This is a genomic window from Microbacterium sp. 22195 (genome assembly GCF_052056515.1).
Lineage (GTDB): Bacteria > Actinomycetota > Actinomycetes > Actinomycetales > Microbacteriaceae > Microbacterium.
Window position 1 is genome coordinate 98378 of sequence record NZ_JBQEPE010000007.1, and the last position, 17812, is coordinate 116189.

Genomic DNA, 17812 nt, shown 5'->3' on the forward strand with positions numbered 1-17812 from the left:
ACCTGAAGCTAGCAGCAAATGTTGTCGATAACAAGACTTCAGTCGAAGTGCGTCGTCCCGGCAGGCTCGATCACCGCAGGGCGGCGGTGGAGCTGCGGGGACGGAGCTCTGGGGCGGCGACGTCGGGCACGCGCTGCCGGCTGCCGGAGATCTTGGCCAGCAGCGCCGCGACCAGATGCGCTCCCTCGGATTCGAAAGCCATCGCGACGGTCGACAATGGCGGATTGAGATAGGCCGCCTCCGGCGAGTCGTCAGTGCCGATCACGCTGACGTCGCCGGGCACCGACCGCCCCGACGCCGCGATCGCGGAGATCAGGCCCACGGCCATGCTGTCGTTCCCTGCTCCGACCGCGGTGAGGCGCTCGGACTGCGCGGTGAGCGTGGACCACGCGGCAGCACCGGTCGCGGCGAGCCAGTCGCCCTCCGCCTCCGCCGCGACCGTCAGGCCGTGATCCTGCAGCTCGGCCAGGAAGCCGGCACGTCGATCCCGTGCGGACACCCAGCTGAGCGGGCCGCTCAGGTAGCCGATCTCCCGATGCCCCAGCTCGATCAGATGCCGAGCTGCGATCCTTCCCGCGTACTCGTTCAGAGGCATCCCGTCGCCCTGCAGCTTCACCCTGGCGCCGGAGACGTGGGGTACGTCGAGTCCGTGTCCGAGCAGCATGCCCTCGAGGCCCTCGGTCGCCGCGGTGAGCACCACTCCGGCGAGCTGGTGCTCGGCCAGCATGGAGACGGCCTTGTCGATGCTCTCCGCGTCCTCCTCATCGACGGACACGATGTCGAGCATGTAGCCCCCGGCTCGTGCCGCCGCGTTCGCGCCGCCGACCAGGCGCGCGGGCCCGGGCGCGCTCATCCGGAAAGCGACCAGTCCGATGCGGTTGACGACGCCGGCCCGCAGCAGCCGCGCCGCCGAGTTGGGACGGTACTCGAGTCGTGTCAGCGCCTCCTGCACACGCTCCCTCGTCGCAGGACGGATCCCCTCGTAGCCGCGGAGGTAGCGGCTGACGGTCTGGTGGGACACGCCTGCTTCACGTGCGACGTCGTAGATCGTGGGGACGCGGCCACTGCGGCTTGTCATAACCGAAGGGTATGCGATGCGCTGATCGGGATCGCGCCTCCGCATTCGTGAGGCGTCATGATGGACGTATGAGCAGCGAAGCCGTCGTCGTCGATGTCATCCGCACCCCGGTGGGGCGCGGCAAGCCGGGAGGGTCGCTGTCCGGCGTGCATCCGGTGGATCTCGCCGCGGGGATGCTGCAGAGCATCCTGGAGCGCAACGGCCTGGAGTCCGGGCAGATCGATGACGTGATGCTGGGCTGCGTGAGCCAGGTCGGCGACCAGGCCATGAACATCGCCCGGCAGGCCGTGCTGGCCGCGGGCTTCGACGAGCACATCCCCGGCACGACGATCGACCGGCAGTGCGGCTCAAGTCAGCAGGCCGTGCACTTCGCCGCCGCGGGCATCGCCGCCGGGGAGAACGACATCGTGATCGTCGGGGGAGTGGAGTCCATGAGCCGGGTGCCGCTCGGCTCCTCGGCATCCGGCGGTTTGCCGATGTCTCCGCGGCTCAGCGCCCGCTACCCGCAGGGGCTGGTCAACCAGGGCGTGAGCGCCGAGCTGATCGCGCAGCGGTGGGGCTTCGACCGCGCCGCGCTCGACGCCTTCGCCGCGGAGTCGCACGCCCGCGCCGCGCAGGCCTGGCGCGACGGCTTCTTCGACCGCACGGTCGTGGGCGTGCCCGAGGCGCCCGAGGCCATCACGGACGAGACCGTCCGCGAGGGGACGACGGTCGAGAAGCTCGCCGGGCTCCCGGCATCCTTCCGCACGGATGCCTATGCCGAGCGCTTTCCCGACGTCGAGTGGAGCATCACGCCGGGCAACTCCTCTCCGCTCACCGACGGGGCCTCCGCCGCGCTGATGATGAGCGCCGACCGCGCCGAGCAGCTCGGTCTCACGCCGCGCGCCCGGTTCCGCGCGTTCGACGTGATCGGCGATGACCCGCTGTTCATGCTCACCGGGCCCATCCCCGCCACGCGGCGCGTGCTCGAGCGTGCGGGCCTGTCGATCGACGACCTCGACGCCTACGAGGTCAATGAGGCGTTCGCCTCCGTGCCGCTGGCCTGGGCGGCCGAGCTGGGTGCCGACCCGGCGAAGCTCAACCCGCGCGGCGGTGCGATCGCCCTCGGCCACGCGCTCGGCTCCTCCGGCACGCGCCTGCTCGGCACCCTGCTCGACCACCTCGAGGCCACGGGCGGGCGCCTCGGCCTGCAGACGATGTGCGAGGGCGGCGGCATGGCGAACGCCCTCATCCTGGAGCGCCTCTGACCCCGGCCCTCGGCGCGGGCCGTCAGCCGCGTCCACCGGTCAGCCGCGTCGTTCCGTCAGGTGCACGGTCACGAGGTCGCCGGTCCCCTTCCCGATCCTCTTGCGGATCGCGGCGGTGATCGGCAGCTTGTGGGTGCCGTCGCCCAGCGCCATGAAGGATCCCTGGAACGGCTCGCCGTCCACGGTTCCGGTGACCCGGACGAGCCCGCGGGTGCCGAAGAAGTCGGCCGAGCCGTCCAGCTGCACGTAGGTCCAGCCGCCGGGTGCATCGCTGGTCACGAGGGGAGCGGTGAACGTCACGTCCAGCGGTCCCGGAGTCTTCCCGTCCATGATCGACATTCCTTTCGCAGGGTCAGTGGAGCAGCCCGATGACGACGGCGATCAGCAGCAGCTTCAGCAGCCAGTCGCCGGCGTGCAGCACGGCCGTCGGGATCGGTGCGCGATCCCAGCCGACGGAGCCGGTGAGCAGCACGACGGGGAACGCCACCCACAGCACGAGCGCGAGCAGCAGGGTGCCGGGGAGGGCGAGCAGGGATGCCGCACCGGCGATCCAGGCGAAGCCGGATGCGAGGACGAGGGTGCGCACGAGCTCGGCGGCCACCTTCGACGGCCCCGGCCGTCCGCGTTCGACCGCCCGGTCCCCGGCCGCACGCCGTTCGAGCGGAGTGCCGACCGCGTAGTAGACGGAGCTGAGGATGAAGGCCGCCACGGTGGCGACGGCGATTCCGATCCAGATCATCATGCCTCCTTTTAAGTACTGATGGGTACGCTATCGCGTGAATTGCGTACTGTCTAGTACTATTCGAGTATGACCACGGCATCCGAGAGAACCCGACCGCGTCGCCGGGGGCGCCCCGGCGGCCTCGAAGGCGCGGACCTCCTGTCCGTCGCGCGCGACATCCTGCTGCGCGAAGGCTACGCCGCGGCCACGATGGATGCGATCGCCTCCGCCGCCCGGATCTCCAAGCAGACGCTGTATCGCAGTCATGCCTCGAAGCAGGAGCTCTTCGCTGCGGTGGTCAGGGACTGGGTCGACCGCGGACGGAACTCGATGCGCCCGCACCTCGACCGGCTGCGGAGGACCGAAGACCTGGAGCAGGCGCTGATCGACCTCGCCGGCGTCCTGCACGCCGCGGTCCTGAGCCCGCCGGTCGTGCAGATGCGCAGTCTCGTCATCGCGGAAGCCGAACGGTTCCCGGAGATCGCCGCGGAGTACGTGCAGCGCAGCTGGGAGCGCAACGAGGCGCTCCTCGCGGACGTCTTCGCGGACCTCGCTCGTCGAGGGCTCCTCGCCGCCGGCGATGCCGGAACGGCGGCGCAGCAGTTCACCTGGCTCGTGCTGGGAGCGCCGCTGGACCGGATCACGCTGACCGCCGGTGCGTCCCGATTCTCGGAGGAGCAGCTGGCAGCCATCGCCCGCGATGCCGTCGCGACCTTCCTCGCGCGCTGGAGGCCCGTGAGTCCGGCCCCGAAGCAGGTTTGACCTTCCCCCGGGGGCAGAGCGGAACCTGAGCCGGTCGGCGAGAGTCGCCGATGCGATGAGAGGGATGATGGACCGCATGCAGCTCATGTCGATCGGCGACTTCGCCCGTGCCGCCGGGCTCAGCCCCAAGGCGCTGCGCATCTACGACGACCTGGACCTGCTGCGCCCGGCCGAGGTGGATGAGCGCACCGGATACCGGTACTACGCACCGGAGCAGCTCGAACCGGCACGTCTGATCGCGGCGCTTCGTCGCGTGGGCATGCCGCTGGAGCGCATCCGGACCGCGCTCGAGCTGCCGCCGGTCGCCGTCGCGGCCGAGCTCACCTCGTTCTGGCGGCAGACCGAGGCCGATGTGCGCTCGCGCCGGGTCCAGGTGTCCGCTCTCGTCGCAGACCTTCGAACGAAGGAGAGCATCATGACGACGACACGAACACCCCGGACCCGCACGGCGCACGCCACCCGGCAGGGTACCCGCGACGCCCAGCTGGATGCCGTGCACATCGGCGGCGCACTGTGGGCGGTCGCCGACGGCTTCGGCGGCGCGCCCTCGGTGGCGGAGGACCTCGTCCGGCTGCTGGCGGCCGAGCCCCAACCCGTCAGCGCCGAGCGCTGGGACGAGCTCGCCGCCGAGTGCGCCGACGGCATCGGCGACGAGGAACGCGGCAGCACCCTCACCGCCATCTCGATCAAGGGCAATGTCGCGACCATCGCGCACCTCGGCGACTCGCGTGCCTGGCTGCGGCGTGACGGCGTGCTGCGCCAGCTGACCACCGACCACAGCGAGGTCTCGGTGCTCGTCGAAGACGGCCGGCTCTCCGAGGAGGAGGCGCGGCTGCATCCGCGTCGCGCCGTGCTCAACCGGGCGCTGGCGGCTGGGCTGCCCTCCGCGCCCGATGTCGTGGGCGTCACGGTGCAGCGCGGCGATCGCCTGGTGCTGACCACCGACGGCGTGCATGCGCTGTTCTCGGCATCCGACTTCGCCGCACTGCTCGACGCGGAGGACCCCGACGCGGCGGTCGCCGCCGTCGAGCGTGCGGTGGCGGATGCCGGCGAGCCGGACAATCACACGATCGTGGTGGTCGACATCCACGGCTGACGCCGCTGCGCCCCTGCAGGGAGAGACCCCCGCCGACCCGATTCGGCGGGGGTCTCGCGGTCCGAGACCGCGGCGGGAGCGATGCTCACCGCGGCGCGGCAGTGGTCGGCACCCTGATCCGGTCAAGCCGTTCGGCCGCGCAGAGACAGTTGTACGCGGCCGATGTGTCCGGCAGGTGAACGGGGCCGGAATTGTCCGGCGCAGTGCATTTCAGACTATGGAAGCGCTTACGATTTCTTCGTCAGGCGCGCGCTCAGGTTGAGTGTTCACAACTGGAAGCGCTTGCAGTTGATCGCGGCATCCTGCTACTTTCACAGACACAGCCCCGGACGCGTCGTCGCGCCCGCCACCCCTCCTGGAGCATCCGTGTCGAAGAAGACCGCTGTATCGAAGCCCCGCATCGCACACCGCGCCACTCGCCGCGTCGCCGTCCTCGCGATCGCCGCAGTCGTGGCATCCGGCCTCTCCGCGCTCGGCGCGGTCGCCACTCCGGCGGTCGCAGCCGACCGCACCGCCGCCCTCGTCGGCGACCTGCAGTCCGAGCTCGGCTGCGCCGCCGACTGGGCACCGGACTGCACCCAGACCGAGCTCGCGCCCACCGGCGCCGCCGGGATCTACTCCGCCGAGTTCACGGTTCCGGCCGGCAGCTTTGAGTACAAGGTCGCGCTGAACGACACGTGGGACGAGGCGTACGGTCTCGACGGCGGCGGCGACAACATCCCGCTCACGGTCGCCGGCCCCGCCACCCTGCGCTTCACGTTCGACGACAACCTCAAGCGCATCGGCGTGCAGGCGACCGGCCTCCGCCAGGGGTACACGGCGGACGACGACGCCCTGATCCTGAAGCCGGTGCGCCAGCCCGGCTCCGAGGAGCAGTTCTACTTCGTGATGACCGACCGGTTCGCGAACGGCGACACCGCCAACGACACCGGCGGACTCACCGGCGACCGCCTGAGCACGGGCTTCGACCCCACCGACAAGGGCTTCTACCAGGGCGGAGATCTGAAGGGCCTGCGCGACCGGCTCGACTACATCGAGGGCCTGGGAACGACCGCCATCTGGCTGACCCCCAGCTTCGCCAACAAGCCCGTGCAGGGCACCGGTGACAACGCCAGCGCCGGTTACCACGGCTACTGGGTCACCGACTTCACCCGCATCGACCCGCACCTGGGCACCAACGCCGAGCTCGAGTCGCTGATCGCCGACGCGCACGCCCGCGGCATCAAGGTGTACTTCGACATCATCACCAACCACACCGCCGACGTCGTCGACTACGCACAGAAGCAGTACTCCTACATCGACCAGGCGACCAGCCCGTACAAGGACGCCGACGGCAAGGCGTTCGATCCCGCGGACTATGCCGGCACCGACGGCTTCCCCACGCTCGACGCGTCCACCAGCTTCCCGTACACCCCGGTCATCGCCGACGCCGACAAGGACGCCAAGACGCCCGCATGGCTGAACGACCCCACGCTGTACCACAACCGGGGCAACTCGACCTGGTCGGGCGAGTCGGTCACCTACGGCGACTTCGACGGTCTCGACGACCTGATGACCGAGAACCCGCGGGTCGTGGACGGGTTCGTGAAGGTGTACCAGGACTGGGTCGACCTCGGCATCGACGGCTTCCGCATCGACACCGTCAAGCACGTGAACTTCGAGTTCTGGAAGACCTGGTCGACCCGGGTGCTCGACCACGCCCACGCGGCGGGCAAGAAGGACTTCTTCATGTTCGGCGAGGTGTACGACGCCGACCCGGTCAAGCTCGCCCCCTACGTCCGCGACACCGACATGAACTCGGTGCTGGACTTCACCTTCCAGTCCTCGGCCGTCAGCTATGCATCCGGCAACTCCGCCAAGGGACTGCAGAGCCTGTTCGCCGGCGATGACCGGTACACGACGTCCGACTCCAGCGCCACTGCGCTGCCGACGTTCCTCGGCAACCACGACATGGGCCGGGTCGGATCGTTCCTCCAGCGGACGGATGCCCCGCTGCAGCGCACCGAGCTGGCCAACGAGCTGATGTTCCTGACCCGCGGGCAGCCGGTCGTCTACTACGGCGACGAGCAGGGCTTCGCGGGTCCCGGCGGCGACAAGGACGCACGCCAGACGCTGTTCGCCACGCAGGTGGACGAGTACGCGAACCAGCAGCTCATCACGGGGGAGCAGGCGGGCTCCGTCGACCGCTACAGCACCGACGCCCCGCTGTATCGGCAGATCGCGGCGCTGTCGAAGCTGCGCGCCGGCATCCCGGCGCTGCGCGACGGCGCCCAGATCGAGAGATACGCGGCATCCGGCGCCGGCGTCTACGCCTTCTCCCGTGTCGACGCCGCCGACAAGGTGGAGTACCTGGTCGCGGTAAACAACGCCACCAGTGCGCAGACCGTCGACCTCACCACCCTCACCTCCGACGCGTCCTACGCCGTGCAGTACGGCGACGGGCAGGCGATCACCACGGATGCCGGTGCCAGGACATCGGTCACCGTGCCGGCGCTGTCGGCCGTCGTGTGGAAGGCGGATGCCCCGGTCTCCGCTCCCGCCGAGGCCGCACCGGTCACCGTCTCCGTCCCGGCTGCGGGCGCCGGAGTCTCCGGCCAGTCCGCGGTGCAGGCCGCCATCGCCGACCAGTGGGCGCAGACCAGCCTCTCCTGGCGGGTCGTCGGCTCCGACGAGTGGCACGCGCTCGGCACCGCCGAGGACACCGACCCGCGCGTCTTCCACGACATCCGCGGGCTGAAGAAGGGCACCCTGCTCGAGTACCGAGCGGTGACCACGGACGCCGCCGGCCACCACTCCGCCGCATCCACCTACGCCTCCGTCGGCAACGCCGTCTCGCTGGGGGCGGGGGAGGAGCAGCCGGAGTCGCCCATCGAGATGGTCACCGTGCCCGGCAGCCTGAACTCCGAGATGGGCTGCGCCGGCGACTGGGACCCGGCCTGCGAGAACGCGAAGCTCACGCTGCGCGGTGACGGCGTGTGGGCGGGCACCTTCGACCTGCCCGCCGGTGACTACGAGTACAAGGCCGCGATCGACGGGAGCTGGACGGTCAACTACGGCGCGAACGGCGTCGCCGACGGACCGAACATCACCATCAGCCACAAGGGCGGACCGATCTCGTTCTACTTCGATCCGCGCACGAACATCGTGCAGTCCTCGGCCGAGGGCCCGATCGTGACGCTCCCCGGCTCCCTGCAGGACGAGCTCGGCTGCGCCGGTGACTGGATGCCGGACTGCCTGGCCACCCTGATGGCCGACGGCGACCGCGACGGCGTCTACCAGTTCGCCACCTCGGAGCTGCCGACCGGCGCGTACGAGCTCAAGGTCGCGCACGGCCTGAGCTGGGCCGAGAACTACGGCGCCGACGGCGCGCGCGACGGCGCGAACATCTCGTTCAGCGCCACCGAGGGCAAGGTCACCTCGTTCCGCTACACCCTCGCCACGCACGTGCTCGAGGTCGCGAGCGACGACGCCCCGCTGCCCGGCACGGGGGAGCAGCGCGCCCAGTGGATCGACCACGACACCATCGCCTGGCCGGCCCGGCTCGGCCAGACGGACAGGGCCGCGTACCGGCTGCACTCGGCATCCGACGCCTCCCTGACCGTGACCGACGGCCAGGTCGCCGGCGGCGACGCGGTCGACCTCACCGTCGTCGACGGCGGACTGACGGATGCCCAGAAGAAGCGCTTCCCCGCGCTCGCCGGCTACCTGGCGCTGAAGGTGCCAGCGGATGCCGACGCGCCCGCGCTGCTGCGCACGCAGCTGGCCGTCGCGCAGAGCGACACAGCCGGTGCGCTCACCGCGTTCACGGGCGTGCAGGTTCCCGGAGTGCTGGACGACCTGTACGCCGCGAACGCGGCGGATGCCGAACTCGGCGTGGTCTTCAGCGGCGTCAACCCGACGTTCCGTCTCTGGGCGCCCACCGCGCAGAGCGCCACTCTGCTCACCTGGGCCGATGGTGCGGCATCCGACGCCGAGCCCACCCGCCACAAGGCGACCTACGACGCCGCATCCGGAGTCTGGACCGTCAGGGGCAAGAAGGCGCTCAAGGGCGTCGAGTACCTGTGGGAGGTCGCGGTCTACGCGCCCACCACCGGGAAGATCGAGACGAACCGGGTCACCGACCCCTACTCGGTCGCGCTCACGCTGAACTCCGAGCGCTCGGTCGCCGTCAGCCTCGACGACAAGGCGTTCCAGCCGAAGGCGTGGAAGACGACGAAGAGCCCCGTGATCGACAAGCCCGTCGACCGTGCGATCTACGAGCTGCACATCCGGGACTTCTCGATCGGCGACGACACGGTTCCCGAGGCAGAGCGCGGCACGTACCGCGCGTTCACCCGTGACAGCGCGGGCACGAAGCAGCTGCGGCAGCTGGCGGACGCCGGCATCAACACCGTTCACCTGCTGCCGTCCTTCGACATCGCGACGATCCAGGAGGACCGCGGGGCGCAGGCCGTGCCGGACTGCGACCTGGCCTCGTACGGCCCGGCCGACACCGCCCAGCAGGCGTGCGTCGAGGCGGTCGCCGACACGGACGGCTTCAACTGGGGCTACGACCCGTACCACTACTCCACCCCCGAGGGCTCGTACGCCGTGAACCCGGAGGGCGGTGCGCGCGTCGCCGAGTTCCGCTCCATGGTGGGCGCCCTGCACGGCATGGGTCTGCAGGTGGTGCTCGATCAGGTGTTCAACCACACCGCGGCATCCGGCCAGGCCGAGCGCAGCGTGCTCGACCGGGTCGTCCCCGGCTACTACCACCGCCTCAACGCGGCAGGCGCGGTGGAGACCTCGACCTGCTGCCAGAACGTGGCGACCGAGCACCTCATGGCGCAGAAGCTCATGGTCGACTCGCTCGTGATCTGGGCCCGCGGCTACCGCGTCGACGGCTTCCGGTTCGATCTCATGGGCCACCACTCGGTCGCCAACATGGCGGCCGCCCGCAAGGCCCTCGACGCGCTCACGCTCGAGGACGACGGCGTCGACGGCAACCGCATCTACCTGTACGGCGAGGGCTGGAACTTCGGCGAGGTCGCGAACAACGCCCTGTTCCCGCAGGCCGTGCAGGGTCAGCTCGGCGGCACCGGCATCGGCACCTTCAACGACCGGCTGCGCGACGCCGTGCACGGCGGCAGCCCGGTCGACGGCGGCTCCACGTTCATGCAGGGCTTCGGCACCGGGCTGGCGACCGACCCGAACGGCGACCCCATCAACGGCAGCGCGGCGCAGCAGCTCGCGGCCCTCGGCCACGACACCGACCTGGTGAAGCTGGGCCTGGCCGGCAACCTGCGCGACTTCGCGTTCACGACGAGCGACGGCAGGACGACCGCTGGGAAGGACATCGACTACAACGGGCAGCGCGCCGGCTACGCCGACCAGCCCGACGAGGTGATCAACTACGTCGACGCGCACGACAACGAGACGCTGTACGACCTGTCGGTGCTCAAGCTGCCGGTCAGCACCTCGATGGCCGACCGCGTGCGCATGAACACGGTCGAGCTGGCCACGGTCACCCTGTCGCAGTCGCCGTCGTTCTGGCACGCCGGCACCGAGCTGCTGCGCTCGAAGTCGCTGGACCGCAACAGCTACAACTCCGGCGACTGGTTCAACCGCATCGACTGGACCGGACAGCAGTCCACGTTCGGCTCGGGCCTGCCCATGGCGGCCGACAACCAGGGCAAGTGGGGCATCATGGCCCCGCTGCTGCAGAACCCGGCGCTCAAGCCGAAGGCATCCGACATGGCCGCTGCCGAGGCATCCGCTCTCGATCTGCTGCGCGTGCGCAGCGAGGTCGGCCTGCTCCGGCTGGGCTCCGCGGATCTGATCCGGCAGAAGGTCAGCTTCCCGAACGGCGGGGCGGATGCCGCGCCGGGCGTGATCCTGATGCAGATCGACGATCTCGTCGGGAAGGACGTCGACCCGGCGCTCGATGGCGCGCTGGTCGTGTTCAACGCCTCGCCGAATCCGGTCACGCAGACCGTCGCGGGCCTGGCCGGCCGGGATCTCGTCCTGACGCCCGCGCAGGCGAAGGGCTCGGATGCCGTCGTGAAGACCACCACCTGGGATGCCGCGACCGGCACGGTCACGATCCCCGCCCGCACGGTGGCCGTGCTGGTGGACGTGCAGTAGATCGGAGCGGAGAGACCCCGTTGCCGCAACCGAAAGCGCCGGCCCCGTGAGGGACCGGCGCTTCCGGTTCGGGCTGATCGCTCAGCCCCGACGCGGGATCAGCCCGCGGCCGGCGGCGTCACCGTGATGAGCGCCGCGGTGTTGTTCTGCATGGACTTCTTCACCGTGATGACGGTGCCGTAGCCCACACCCGAGTCGGCCGGGTTGCCGGTGCCGAGCACCGTGCTGCCGACCTTGACGCCGAACAGGTCGGTGGCCGGAGTCCCGTCGGGGTTGACGATGCGCGTGGTGTACGGCGCGCCGCCGACCGAGGGGACGACCACCGAGGCGTCGCGCAGGCGGTAGTACAGCGAACCGTCGCGCAGCTCGAGACCCGGCACCCAGCCCTTGTCGTCGGTGAACGTGCTCACCGCCGGCTGCGGGGCGAGCGTGGTGCACGCCTCGTTGTAGGACGCATCGACCAGGCAGTCCTTGAACGCGTAGGTCGGCTGCAGACCGAACGCGGCGTTCGAGGACTGGGCGCGGCTGGAGATGTTCTTCAGCAGCGACGGGTCCAGCGCGGCCTCCGCACCCGTGCGGCGCAGCGGATCGAAGTGGCTGTCCACCAGCAGCAGGCCGCCCTTCGCGCCGTAGCTCGGCAGGCTCGTCAGGTTCGAGGTGACCTGGTTCGAGGTGCCGTACACGGCGTCGCGGTACCAGATCAGCGCACCCGGTGCGTTGTACGGGACCTTCTCGACCTTCCAGGCCTCGTCGCTGTAGACCGTGGTGTAGCCGTACTTCAGGCCCTCGTCGAAGCCGTCCAGGTTGCGCCACTCGACCAGGTAGTACTGCGCCTTGATCTGCGTGCCGCTGTCGTGGTGCCATCCCGCGCCGGTGGTGTCGGCGAAGGAGGCGACGGTCGCAGTCCAGCCGTTGTCGCCGTTCTCGACGTCATCGCTCCAGACGACGTTGCCGTCGCTGGTGAGTGCGAAGTCATCCGAGAACCAGTTGCGCTCCTCGAACGCGGCATCCGTCGCCTGACGCAGTCGCAGCTGGATGTCCTGGCCCGCGTACGCCGACAGGTCGACGTGGTCGTGCCGCCAGCCGTCGCTGGAGCCGGTCAGGCCGTACTTCTTGCCGCCGAAGTCCTTCATGCGGCCGTTCGGGTCGGAGTACCCGTCGTCGGTGGAGACCAGCTGGCCCGCCTCGTCGTAGACCTTCTGCTCGGTCCAGGTGGAGCCGCCGTCGGTCGAGACCTCGACGTAGCCGTAGTCCCAGTCCTCCTCGATGATGTAGTTGTTCCACATCGAGAACTGCGCGTTCGCGGGCACGTTCTCGATCGAGCGGGTCAGGCGGACGTCCGCCCAGTCCTGGTCGGCGCCGGAGTACCACATCTCGGATCCGCTGTGCGGGGTCGCCAGCACGATCTTCTTGTCGGGCAGGTTGACCTTGATGCCGTCCTCGGTGCCCTTCGCGGGACGGGAGGTCTGGCCGACCTTGATCGTGGTGGTGTCGTCACCGGGGTTCACGACCTTGGGATCGGCCCAGCCCAGCACCCACTTGTCCCAGAGGCCCATGTGCGTGGGCATGGACTGGAAGATGGGGCCGGAGTGCGAGCCGGAGCTCATCAGATCCCAGAAGTCGATGTCCGAGTTGCCCGCGTTGGACGTGTCGTACAGGTCGGGCAGGCCGAGGTCGTGGCCGTACTCGTGCGCGAACACGCCGACACCGGAGTTCTCCGGCTGCACGATGTAGTTCGACAGCTTGAGGTTCGTGCCGGGGATGGTCGCGCCGCCGGCCACCGCCGAGGAGTGCGCCCAGATCGCGTACGTGCCCTCGGCGCCGCCGCCGCCGGACTTGTCCTCGCCGGCGTGCACGAGCACCACGTGGTCGATCACGCCGTCGGGCTCGTTGACGTTTCCGTCGCCGTCGCGGTCGCCCTGGTCCTCGATGTCGTAGTCGGCCCAGGGGAAGTCCGGGTTCTGCGCCGCGAGCGCCGCCACCGCGTCGATGGGCAGCTGCCCGGGGCCGAGCGGGTTGTCCGGGTGACCCTGCTGGTCCTGCATGGGCCCGGCCTCCCACTCACCGGCCTCGTTCCTGTGGCAGACCGTCGCGCCGTAGTAGCCCTCGGAGTGCGGCACCTTGACCCAGGGGGTCGCCTCGCCGGTGAGGGTGTACGCCCCGCGGGACATCTCCTCGTACATGTTCTTCATGGTGTAGCCGGAGATGTCGAAGCCGGGCTTGCCGTCGGGTCCGGTCAGATCCGTGCGCACGCGCTCGGTGATGCCGTCCTCGGTGAAGAGCATCTTGTTGAAGTGCTCGCTCGAGAAGTCGGGCACCCACATCGTGTTGTTGTCCTCGTGCGCGGCGTCCGCCGGGTTCGGGATGCCGTTGTGCAGCGTCGGGCCCTGCAACGCGCCGGGCTTGCAGGTGGTCGCGCCGAACTCGGTCGGCACGTACAGGTCGCTGAAGTCCTCGCTGCCGTCGAACTCGACCAGGATCGTCAGCAGCTTCGCCTGCTGGGTGGTCTTCGACTTCTTCAGGTTCTTGGGGCTCTTGCCGGTCTTGATGGCCTTCGCCTCGGTCTTGGCGAGCTGCTCGGCGGCCTTCGGGTTGCCCTGCGCGAACTTGCGGTCGTTCTCCTGCGCCTTCTCGATCGCGGAGGATCCGGACGGCGTCTTGAGGACCCCCTTCGCGGTGGCGACGGCGGTGTCGTCCACGTGGTCGAAGGCCTCTTCCGCGCGCGGCGCGACGTAGTTCATGTAGTACTCGTCTGCGCCGATCGTGGCGGTGGGCGGCGGCGCGTCCGTGTTCGTCGGCGCAGCGGTCGCGCTGCTGGAGCCGAAGGCCACCAGGCCCGCGGCCGCCAGGGCGAACGCCGAAGTCGTCGCCAGGGCGCGTCGTCGCGCTCGGGCATTCCGTTCTGACATCGAATATCTCCTTTCGCACGGCGGCGCGAAGGGTCTTCGCGGCGCCGCGATCGGCGGGCGCCGGGTGGACGCCCGGGGACTGTCTATCGTGCTCAGCCGGTTCAAAGGAAGTGGTGCGTGTGAAGAATAGACATTCGTCTATGCCGGGTGTCCGATGCGCCAGATAGTAGGAAGCCCTAGTAATTGCCCTGTGTGCCGACTAGTATGATCACTGTGCCAAAGAAGGCGCAGAGGAGTGTCAGCACAATGACTCGTTTCATCCCCCATTTCGTAGGCGGAAAGTCGCTCGAGCCCACCGGCGGACGCGTCGCCGACGTGTTCGATCCGAGCACCGGAGAGGTGCAGGCGCGTGTCCCGCTGGCCACGGCGGACGAGGTGCGCGCGGTCATCGAGAACGCCGCCGCCGCGCAGCCGGCGTGGGCCGCCACCAACCCGCAGAAGCGCGCCCGCGTGATGATGCGCTTCGTCGAGCTCGTGCACCGGAACATGGACGAACTGGCCGCCCTGCTCTCCAGCGAGCACGGCAAGACCTTCGAAGACGCCAAGGGCGACATCATCCGCGGACTCGACGTGATCGAGTTCTGCATCGGCGCCCCGCACATGCTGAAGGGCGAGTACTCCACCGAGGTCGGCACCGGCATCGACGTGTACTCGATGCGCCAGCCGCTCGGCGTGGTGGCCGGCATCACCCCGTTCAACTTCCCGGCCATGATCCCGCTGTGGAAGGCCGGTCCCGCGATCGCCAGCGGCAACGCCTTCGTGCTCAAGCCCTCCGAGCGCGACCCCTCCGTCCCCGTGCGGCTCGCCGAGCTGTTCCTCGAGGCGGGGCTGCCCGCAGGCATCCTCAACGTCGTCCACGGCGACAAGGTGGCGGTCGACACGATCCTCACCGACCCGCGCATCCAGGCCGTCGGGTTCGTCGGGTCAACGCCCATCGCGGAGTACATCTACTCGACCGCCGCCGCCAACGGCAAGCGCGCGCAGTGCTTCGGCGGCGCGAAGAACCACCTGATCGTGCTGCCCGACGCCGATCTCGACCAGGCCGCCGACGCGCTGATCGGCGCCGGCTTCGGCTCGGCAGGCGAGCGCTGCATGGCCATCTCGGTGGCCGTGCCGGTGGGCGAGGAGACCGCCGATGCCCTGGTCGCGAAGATCTCCGAGCGCCTGGGCGAGCTGAAGGTCGGCCCCGGGATGCAGGACGGCGTCGACTACGGACCCCTGGTCTCCGCCGCGTCGAAGGCCCGCGTCGAGGGACTCATCCAGGAGGGCGTCGATGCCGGCGCCACGCTCGTCGCCGACGGTCGCGGGCTGGTGGTCGAGGGCTACGAGAACGGCTACTACCTCGGGCCCACCCTGTTCGACCACGTCACCACCGACATGTCGATCTACCGCGAGGAGATCTTCGGTCCGGTGCTCTCGGTGGTCCGCGCGGCGGACTACGAGGAGGCTCTGGCCCTGGCATCCGACAACCCCTACGGCAACGGCGTCGGCATCTTCACCCGCGACGGCGACGCCGCCCGCGACTTCGCGGCTCGCGTGAACGTCGGGATGGTCGGTGTCAACGTCCCGATCCCGGTGCCGATCGCCTACTTCACCTTCGGCGGCTGGAAGGCGTCCGGGTTCGGCGACCTGAACCAGCACGGAGCCGACGGCTTCCGCTTCTACACGAAGACCAAGACCGTGACCAGCCGCTGGCCGTCGCATGGCGTGCGCGAAGGCGCCAGCTTCGTCATGCCCACGATGTGACCCCCGCCACCGCCGCACACATCCCCGAGATCCGAGGACCGAGAGAAATGACCATGATCGACAGCACCGTCACCGCCGAGGAGCGCGAGGCGATCCTCGGCGCCGTGCGCGACTTCACCGAGACCGAGCTCGCGCCCTACGCCGCCGAGCGCGACGAGAAGCACATCTTCCCCCGCGAGACGCTGAACAGGGCGGGCGAGCTGGGCCTGGGCGGCATCTACGTGCGCGAGGAGTTCGGCGGCACGGGCCTGGCCCGCGTGGACACGGTCGCCATCTTCGAGGAGCTCGCCAAGGGCGACCCGGCGGTCGCCGCGTACATCTCGATCCACAACATGGTGGCGTGGATGATCGACACCTACGGCGACGATGCGCAGCGCGGCAGGTGGCTGCCGGCCCTGACCGCCATGGAGCAGTTCGGCGGTTACTGCCTGACCGAGCCCGGTGCCGGATCGGATGCCGCGAACATCGCCACCAGCGCGGTGCGCGACGGCGACGATTACCTGCTCACGGGCGTCAAGCAGTTCATCTCCGGTGCGGGCGAGGCCGGCGTGTACGTCGTCATGGCGCGCACGGGCGGCGCCGGCTCGGGTGCGCGCGGTATCAGCGCGTTCCTCGTCCCCGGAGATGCGGCCGGCCTGAGCTTCGGCGCGCCGGAGAAGAAGATGGGCTGGCACGCCCAGCCCACCCGCCAGGTGATCTTCGACGGCGTGCGGGTGCCCGCATCCGACATGCTCGGAGACGAGGGCAAGGGCTTCGCGATCGCGATGTCGGCGCTCAACGGCGGACGCCTCAACATCGCCGCCTGCTCGCTGGGCGGTGCGGCCTGGGCTCTGGAGAAGGCCGTGCAGTACGTGCACGAGCGCGTCGCGTTCGGCGAGCCCCTCTCCGAGAAGCAGTCCATCCTGTTCACGATCGCCGACATGCGCACCGAGCTGCAGGCGGCACGCCTGATGGTGCGCGACGGCGCCGAGGCCGTCGACGCGAAGGCGCCGGATGCCACGATGCGCTGCGCCATGGCCAAGCGCTTCGCCACGGATGCCGGGTTCGAGATCGCCAACAAGGCCCTTCAGCTGCACGGCGGCTACGGGTACCTTCAGGACTACGGGGTCGAGAAGGTCGTGCGCGACCTGCGCGTGCACCAGATCCTGGAAGGGACGAACGAGATCATGCGACTCATCGTCGGACGCGAGATGCTGCGCCCCGCAGGTTCGAACCAGATGCGGAGCGCATCATGATCCGTATCGCCTTCCTGGGCCTCGGGCACATGGGCCTGCCCATGGCCGTGAACCTGGTGAAGGCCGGTCACGAGGTGCACGGCTTCGACCTCGTGCCCGCCGCGATCGATGCCGCGCGCGCCGCGGGCATCCCCGTCGCGGGCAGCGGAGCGGATGCCGTGCAGGACGCCGAGGTCGTCATCACGATGTTCCCCGCCGGGAAGCACGTGATCGCCGCCTACCAGGACGAGCTGCTGGCCGCTGCCGCGCCGGGCACCCTGTTCATCGAGTCGTCCACCATCGCCGTCGACGAGGCGCGCACGGCGCATCAGCTGGCGATCGACGCCGGGCATCGCAACGTCGACGCCCCGGTCTCGGGCGGCGTGGTCGGCGCCGAGGCCGGCACGCTGGCGTTCATGGTCGGCGGGGCGGACGAGGACTTCGAGGCGGCCCTTCCGCTGCTCGAGGCCATGGGCAAGCGCATCGTGCACTGCGGCGGGCCGGGGCTCGGCCAGGCCGCGAAGGTGTGCAACAACATGATCCTGGGCATCTCGCAGATCGCGGTGGCCGAGGCGTTCGTGCTGGCGGAGCGCCTGGGGCTGGAGCACCAGGCCATGTACGACGTCGTGTCGCAGGCATCCGGTCAGTGCTGGGCGCTGACCACCAACTGCCCCGTCCCGGGTCCGGTGCCCACCAGCCCGGCGAACCGCGACTACCAGCCCGGCTTCGCCGGCGCCCTGATGGCGAAGGACCTGGGGCTCGCGCTCCAGGCGATCGAGCAGACGTCGACGGATGCCAGGATGGGCCGCCTCGCGCAGGAGATCTACGCCGCGTTCGCCGCGGGCGAGGGCGCCGGACGCGACTTCTCGGGGATCATCACCGACATCCGCAAGGGTGACGTCTGACGCCTTCCGTT

The 17812-nt window shown here is 69.8% G+C and carries 11 protein-coding genes; 7 read left to right on the forward strand and 4 right to left on the reverse strand.

Annotated elements, in window-relative coordinates; translation table 11 throughout:
• Nucleotides 1–70: 70 nt before the first annotated feature.
• The gene (locus ACTJJ4_RS16985) at nt 71–1078 is read right to left on the reverse strand and encodes a LacI family DNA-binding transcriptional regulator (protein WP_440944406.1); all 1008 of its coding nucleotides are present in this window, start codon (nt 1076–1078) and stop codon (nt 71–73) included.
• 68 nt (nt 1079–1146) lie between these two features.
• On the opposite strand from ACTJJ4_RS16985, the gene ACTJJ4_RS16990 reads away from it, so the two are divergent.
• Nucleotides 1147–2325, forward strand: a complete 1179-nt coding sequence (locus ACTJJ4_RS16990; RefSeq protein ID WP_440944407.1) for a thiolase family protein — start codon at nt 1147–1149, stop codon at nt 2323–2325.
• Nucleotides 2326–2364: 39 nt separating this feature from the next.
• Here the strand turns inward: ACTJJ4_RS16990 and ACTJJ4_RS16995 are convergent, their stop codons facing one another.
• Nucleotides 2365–2655 (reverse strand): DUF1905 domain-containing protein, encoded by a 291-nt coding sequence (locus tag ACTJJ4_RS16995; RefSeq protein WP_440944408.1) that lies wholly within the window; start codon nt 2653–2655, stop codon nt 2365–2367.
• A 22-nt stretch (nt 2656–2677) separates the two neighbouring features.
• The gene (locus ACTJJ4_RS17000) at nt 2678–3064 is read right to left on the reverse strand and encodes a DUF1761 domain-containing protein (protein WP_440944409.1); all 387 of its coding nucleotides are present in this window, start codon (nt 3062–3064) and stop codon (nt 2678–2680) included.
• Nucleotides 3065–3133: 69 nt separating this feature from the next.
• Between ACTJJ4_RS17000 and ACTJJ4_RS17005 the strand changes: the two genes are divergently transcribed.
• The 3 genes from ACTJJ4_RS17005 (at nt 3134) to pulA (ending at nt 11027) form a co-directional block, all read left to right on the forward strand.
• Nucleotides 3134–3808 (forward strand): TetR/AcrR family transcriptional regulator, encoded by a 675-nt coding sequence (locus ACTJJ4_RS17005; RefSeq protein WP_440944410.1) that lies wholly within the window; start codon nt 3134–3136, stop codon nt 3806–3808.
• Between the two features lie 67 nt (nt 3809–3875).
• Nucleotides 3876–4904, forward strand: coding sequence for a MerR family transcriptional regulator (locus ACTJJ4_RS17010; RefSeq protein ID WP_440944411.1), 1029 nt, complete (start codon nt 3876–3878; stop codon nt 4902–4904).
• A 366-nt stretch (nt 4905–5270) separates the two neighbouring features.
• Nucleotides 5271–11027, forward strand: coding sequence for a pullulanase-type alpha-1,6-glucosidase (gene pulA / locus ACTJJ4_RS17015; RefSeq protein WP_440944412.1), 5757 nt, complete (start codon nt 5271–5273; stop codon nt 11025–11027).
• A 98-nt stretch (nt 11028–11125) separates the two neighbouring features.
• Here pulA and ACTJJ4_RS17020 read toward each other — a convergent pair whose 3' ends face one another.
• A complete protein-coding gene (locus ACTJJ4_RS17020) occupies nt 11126–13936 on the reverse strand; it encodes an immune inhibitor A domain-containing protein (RefSeq protein WP_440944413.1) in 2811 nt (936 codons plus the stop codon).
• A gap of 246 nt (nt 13937–14182) precedes the next feature.
• Between ACTJJ4_RS17020 and ACTJJ4_RS17025 the strand changes: the two genes are divergently transcribed.
• The 3 genes from ACTJJ4_RS17025 to mmsB are packed head-to-tail and all read left to right on the forward strand — an operon-like array spanning nt 14183 to nt 17801.
• Nucleotides 14183–15682: a CoA-acylating methylmalonate-semialdehyde dehydrogenase gene (locus ACTJJ4_RS17025; RefSeq protein WP_292702759.1), complete on the forward strand. Its 1500-nt coding sequence runs from the start codon at nt 14183–14185 to the stop codon at nt 15680–15682.
• A gap of 47 nt (nt 15683–15729) precedes the next feature.
• A complete protein-coding gene (locus tag ACTJJ4_RS17030) occupies nt 15730–16917 on the forward strand; it encodes an acyl-CoA dehydrogenase family protein (protein WP_440944414.1) in 1188 nt (395 codons plus the stop codon).
• Nucleotides 16914–17801 carry a 3-hydroxyisobutyrate dehydrogenase gene (mmsB, locus tag ACTJJ4_RS17035; protein ID WP_440944415.1) on the forward strand — a complete coding sequence of 296 codons (888 nt, stop codon included), beginning with the start codon at nt 16914–16916 and terminating at the stop codon, nt 17799–17801. Before ACTJJ4_RS17030 ends, mmsB begins: the two co-directional genes overlap by 4 nt.
• The last annotated feature ends 11 nt before the right edge of the window (nt 17802–17812 follow it).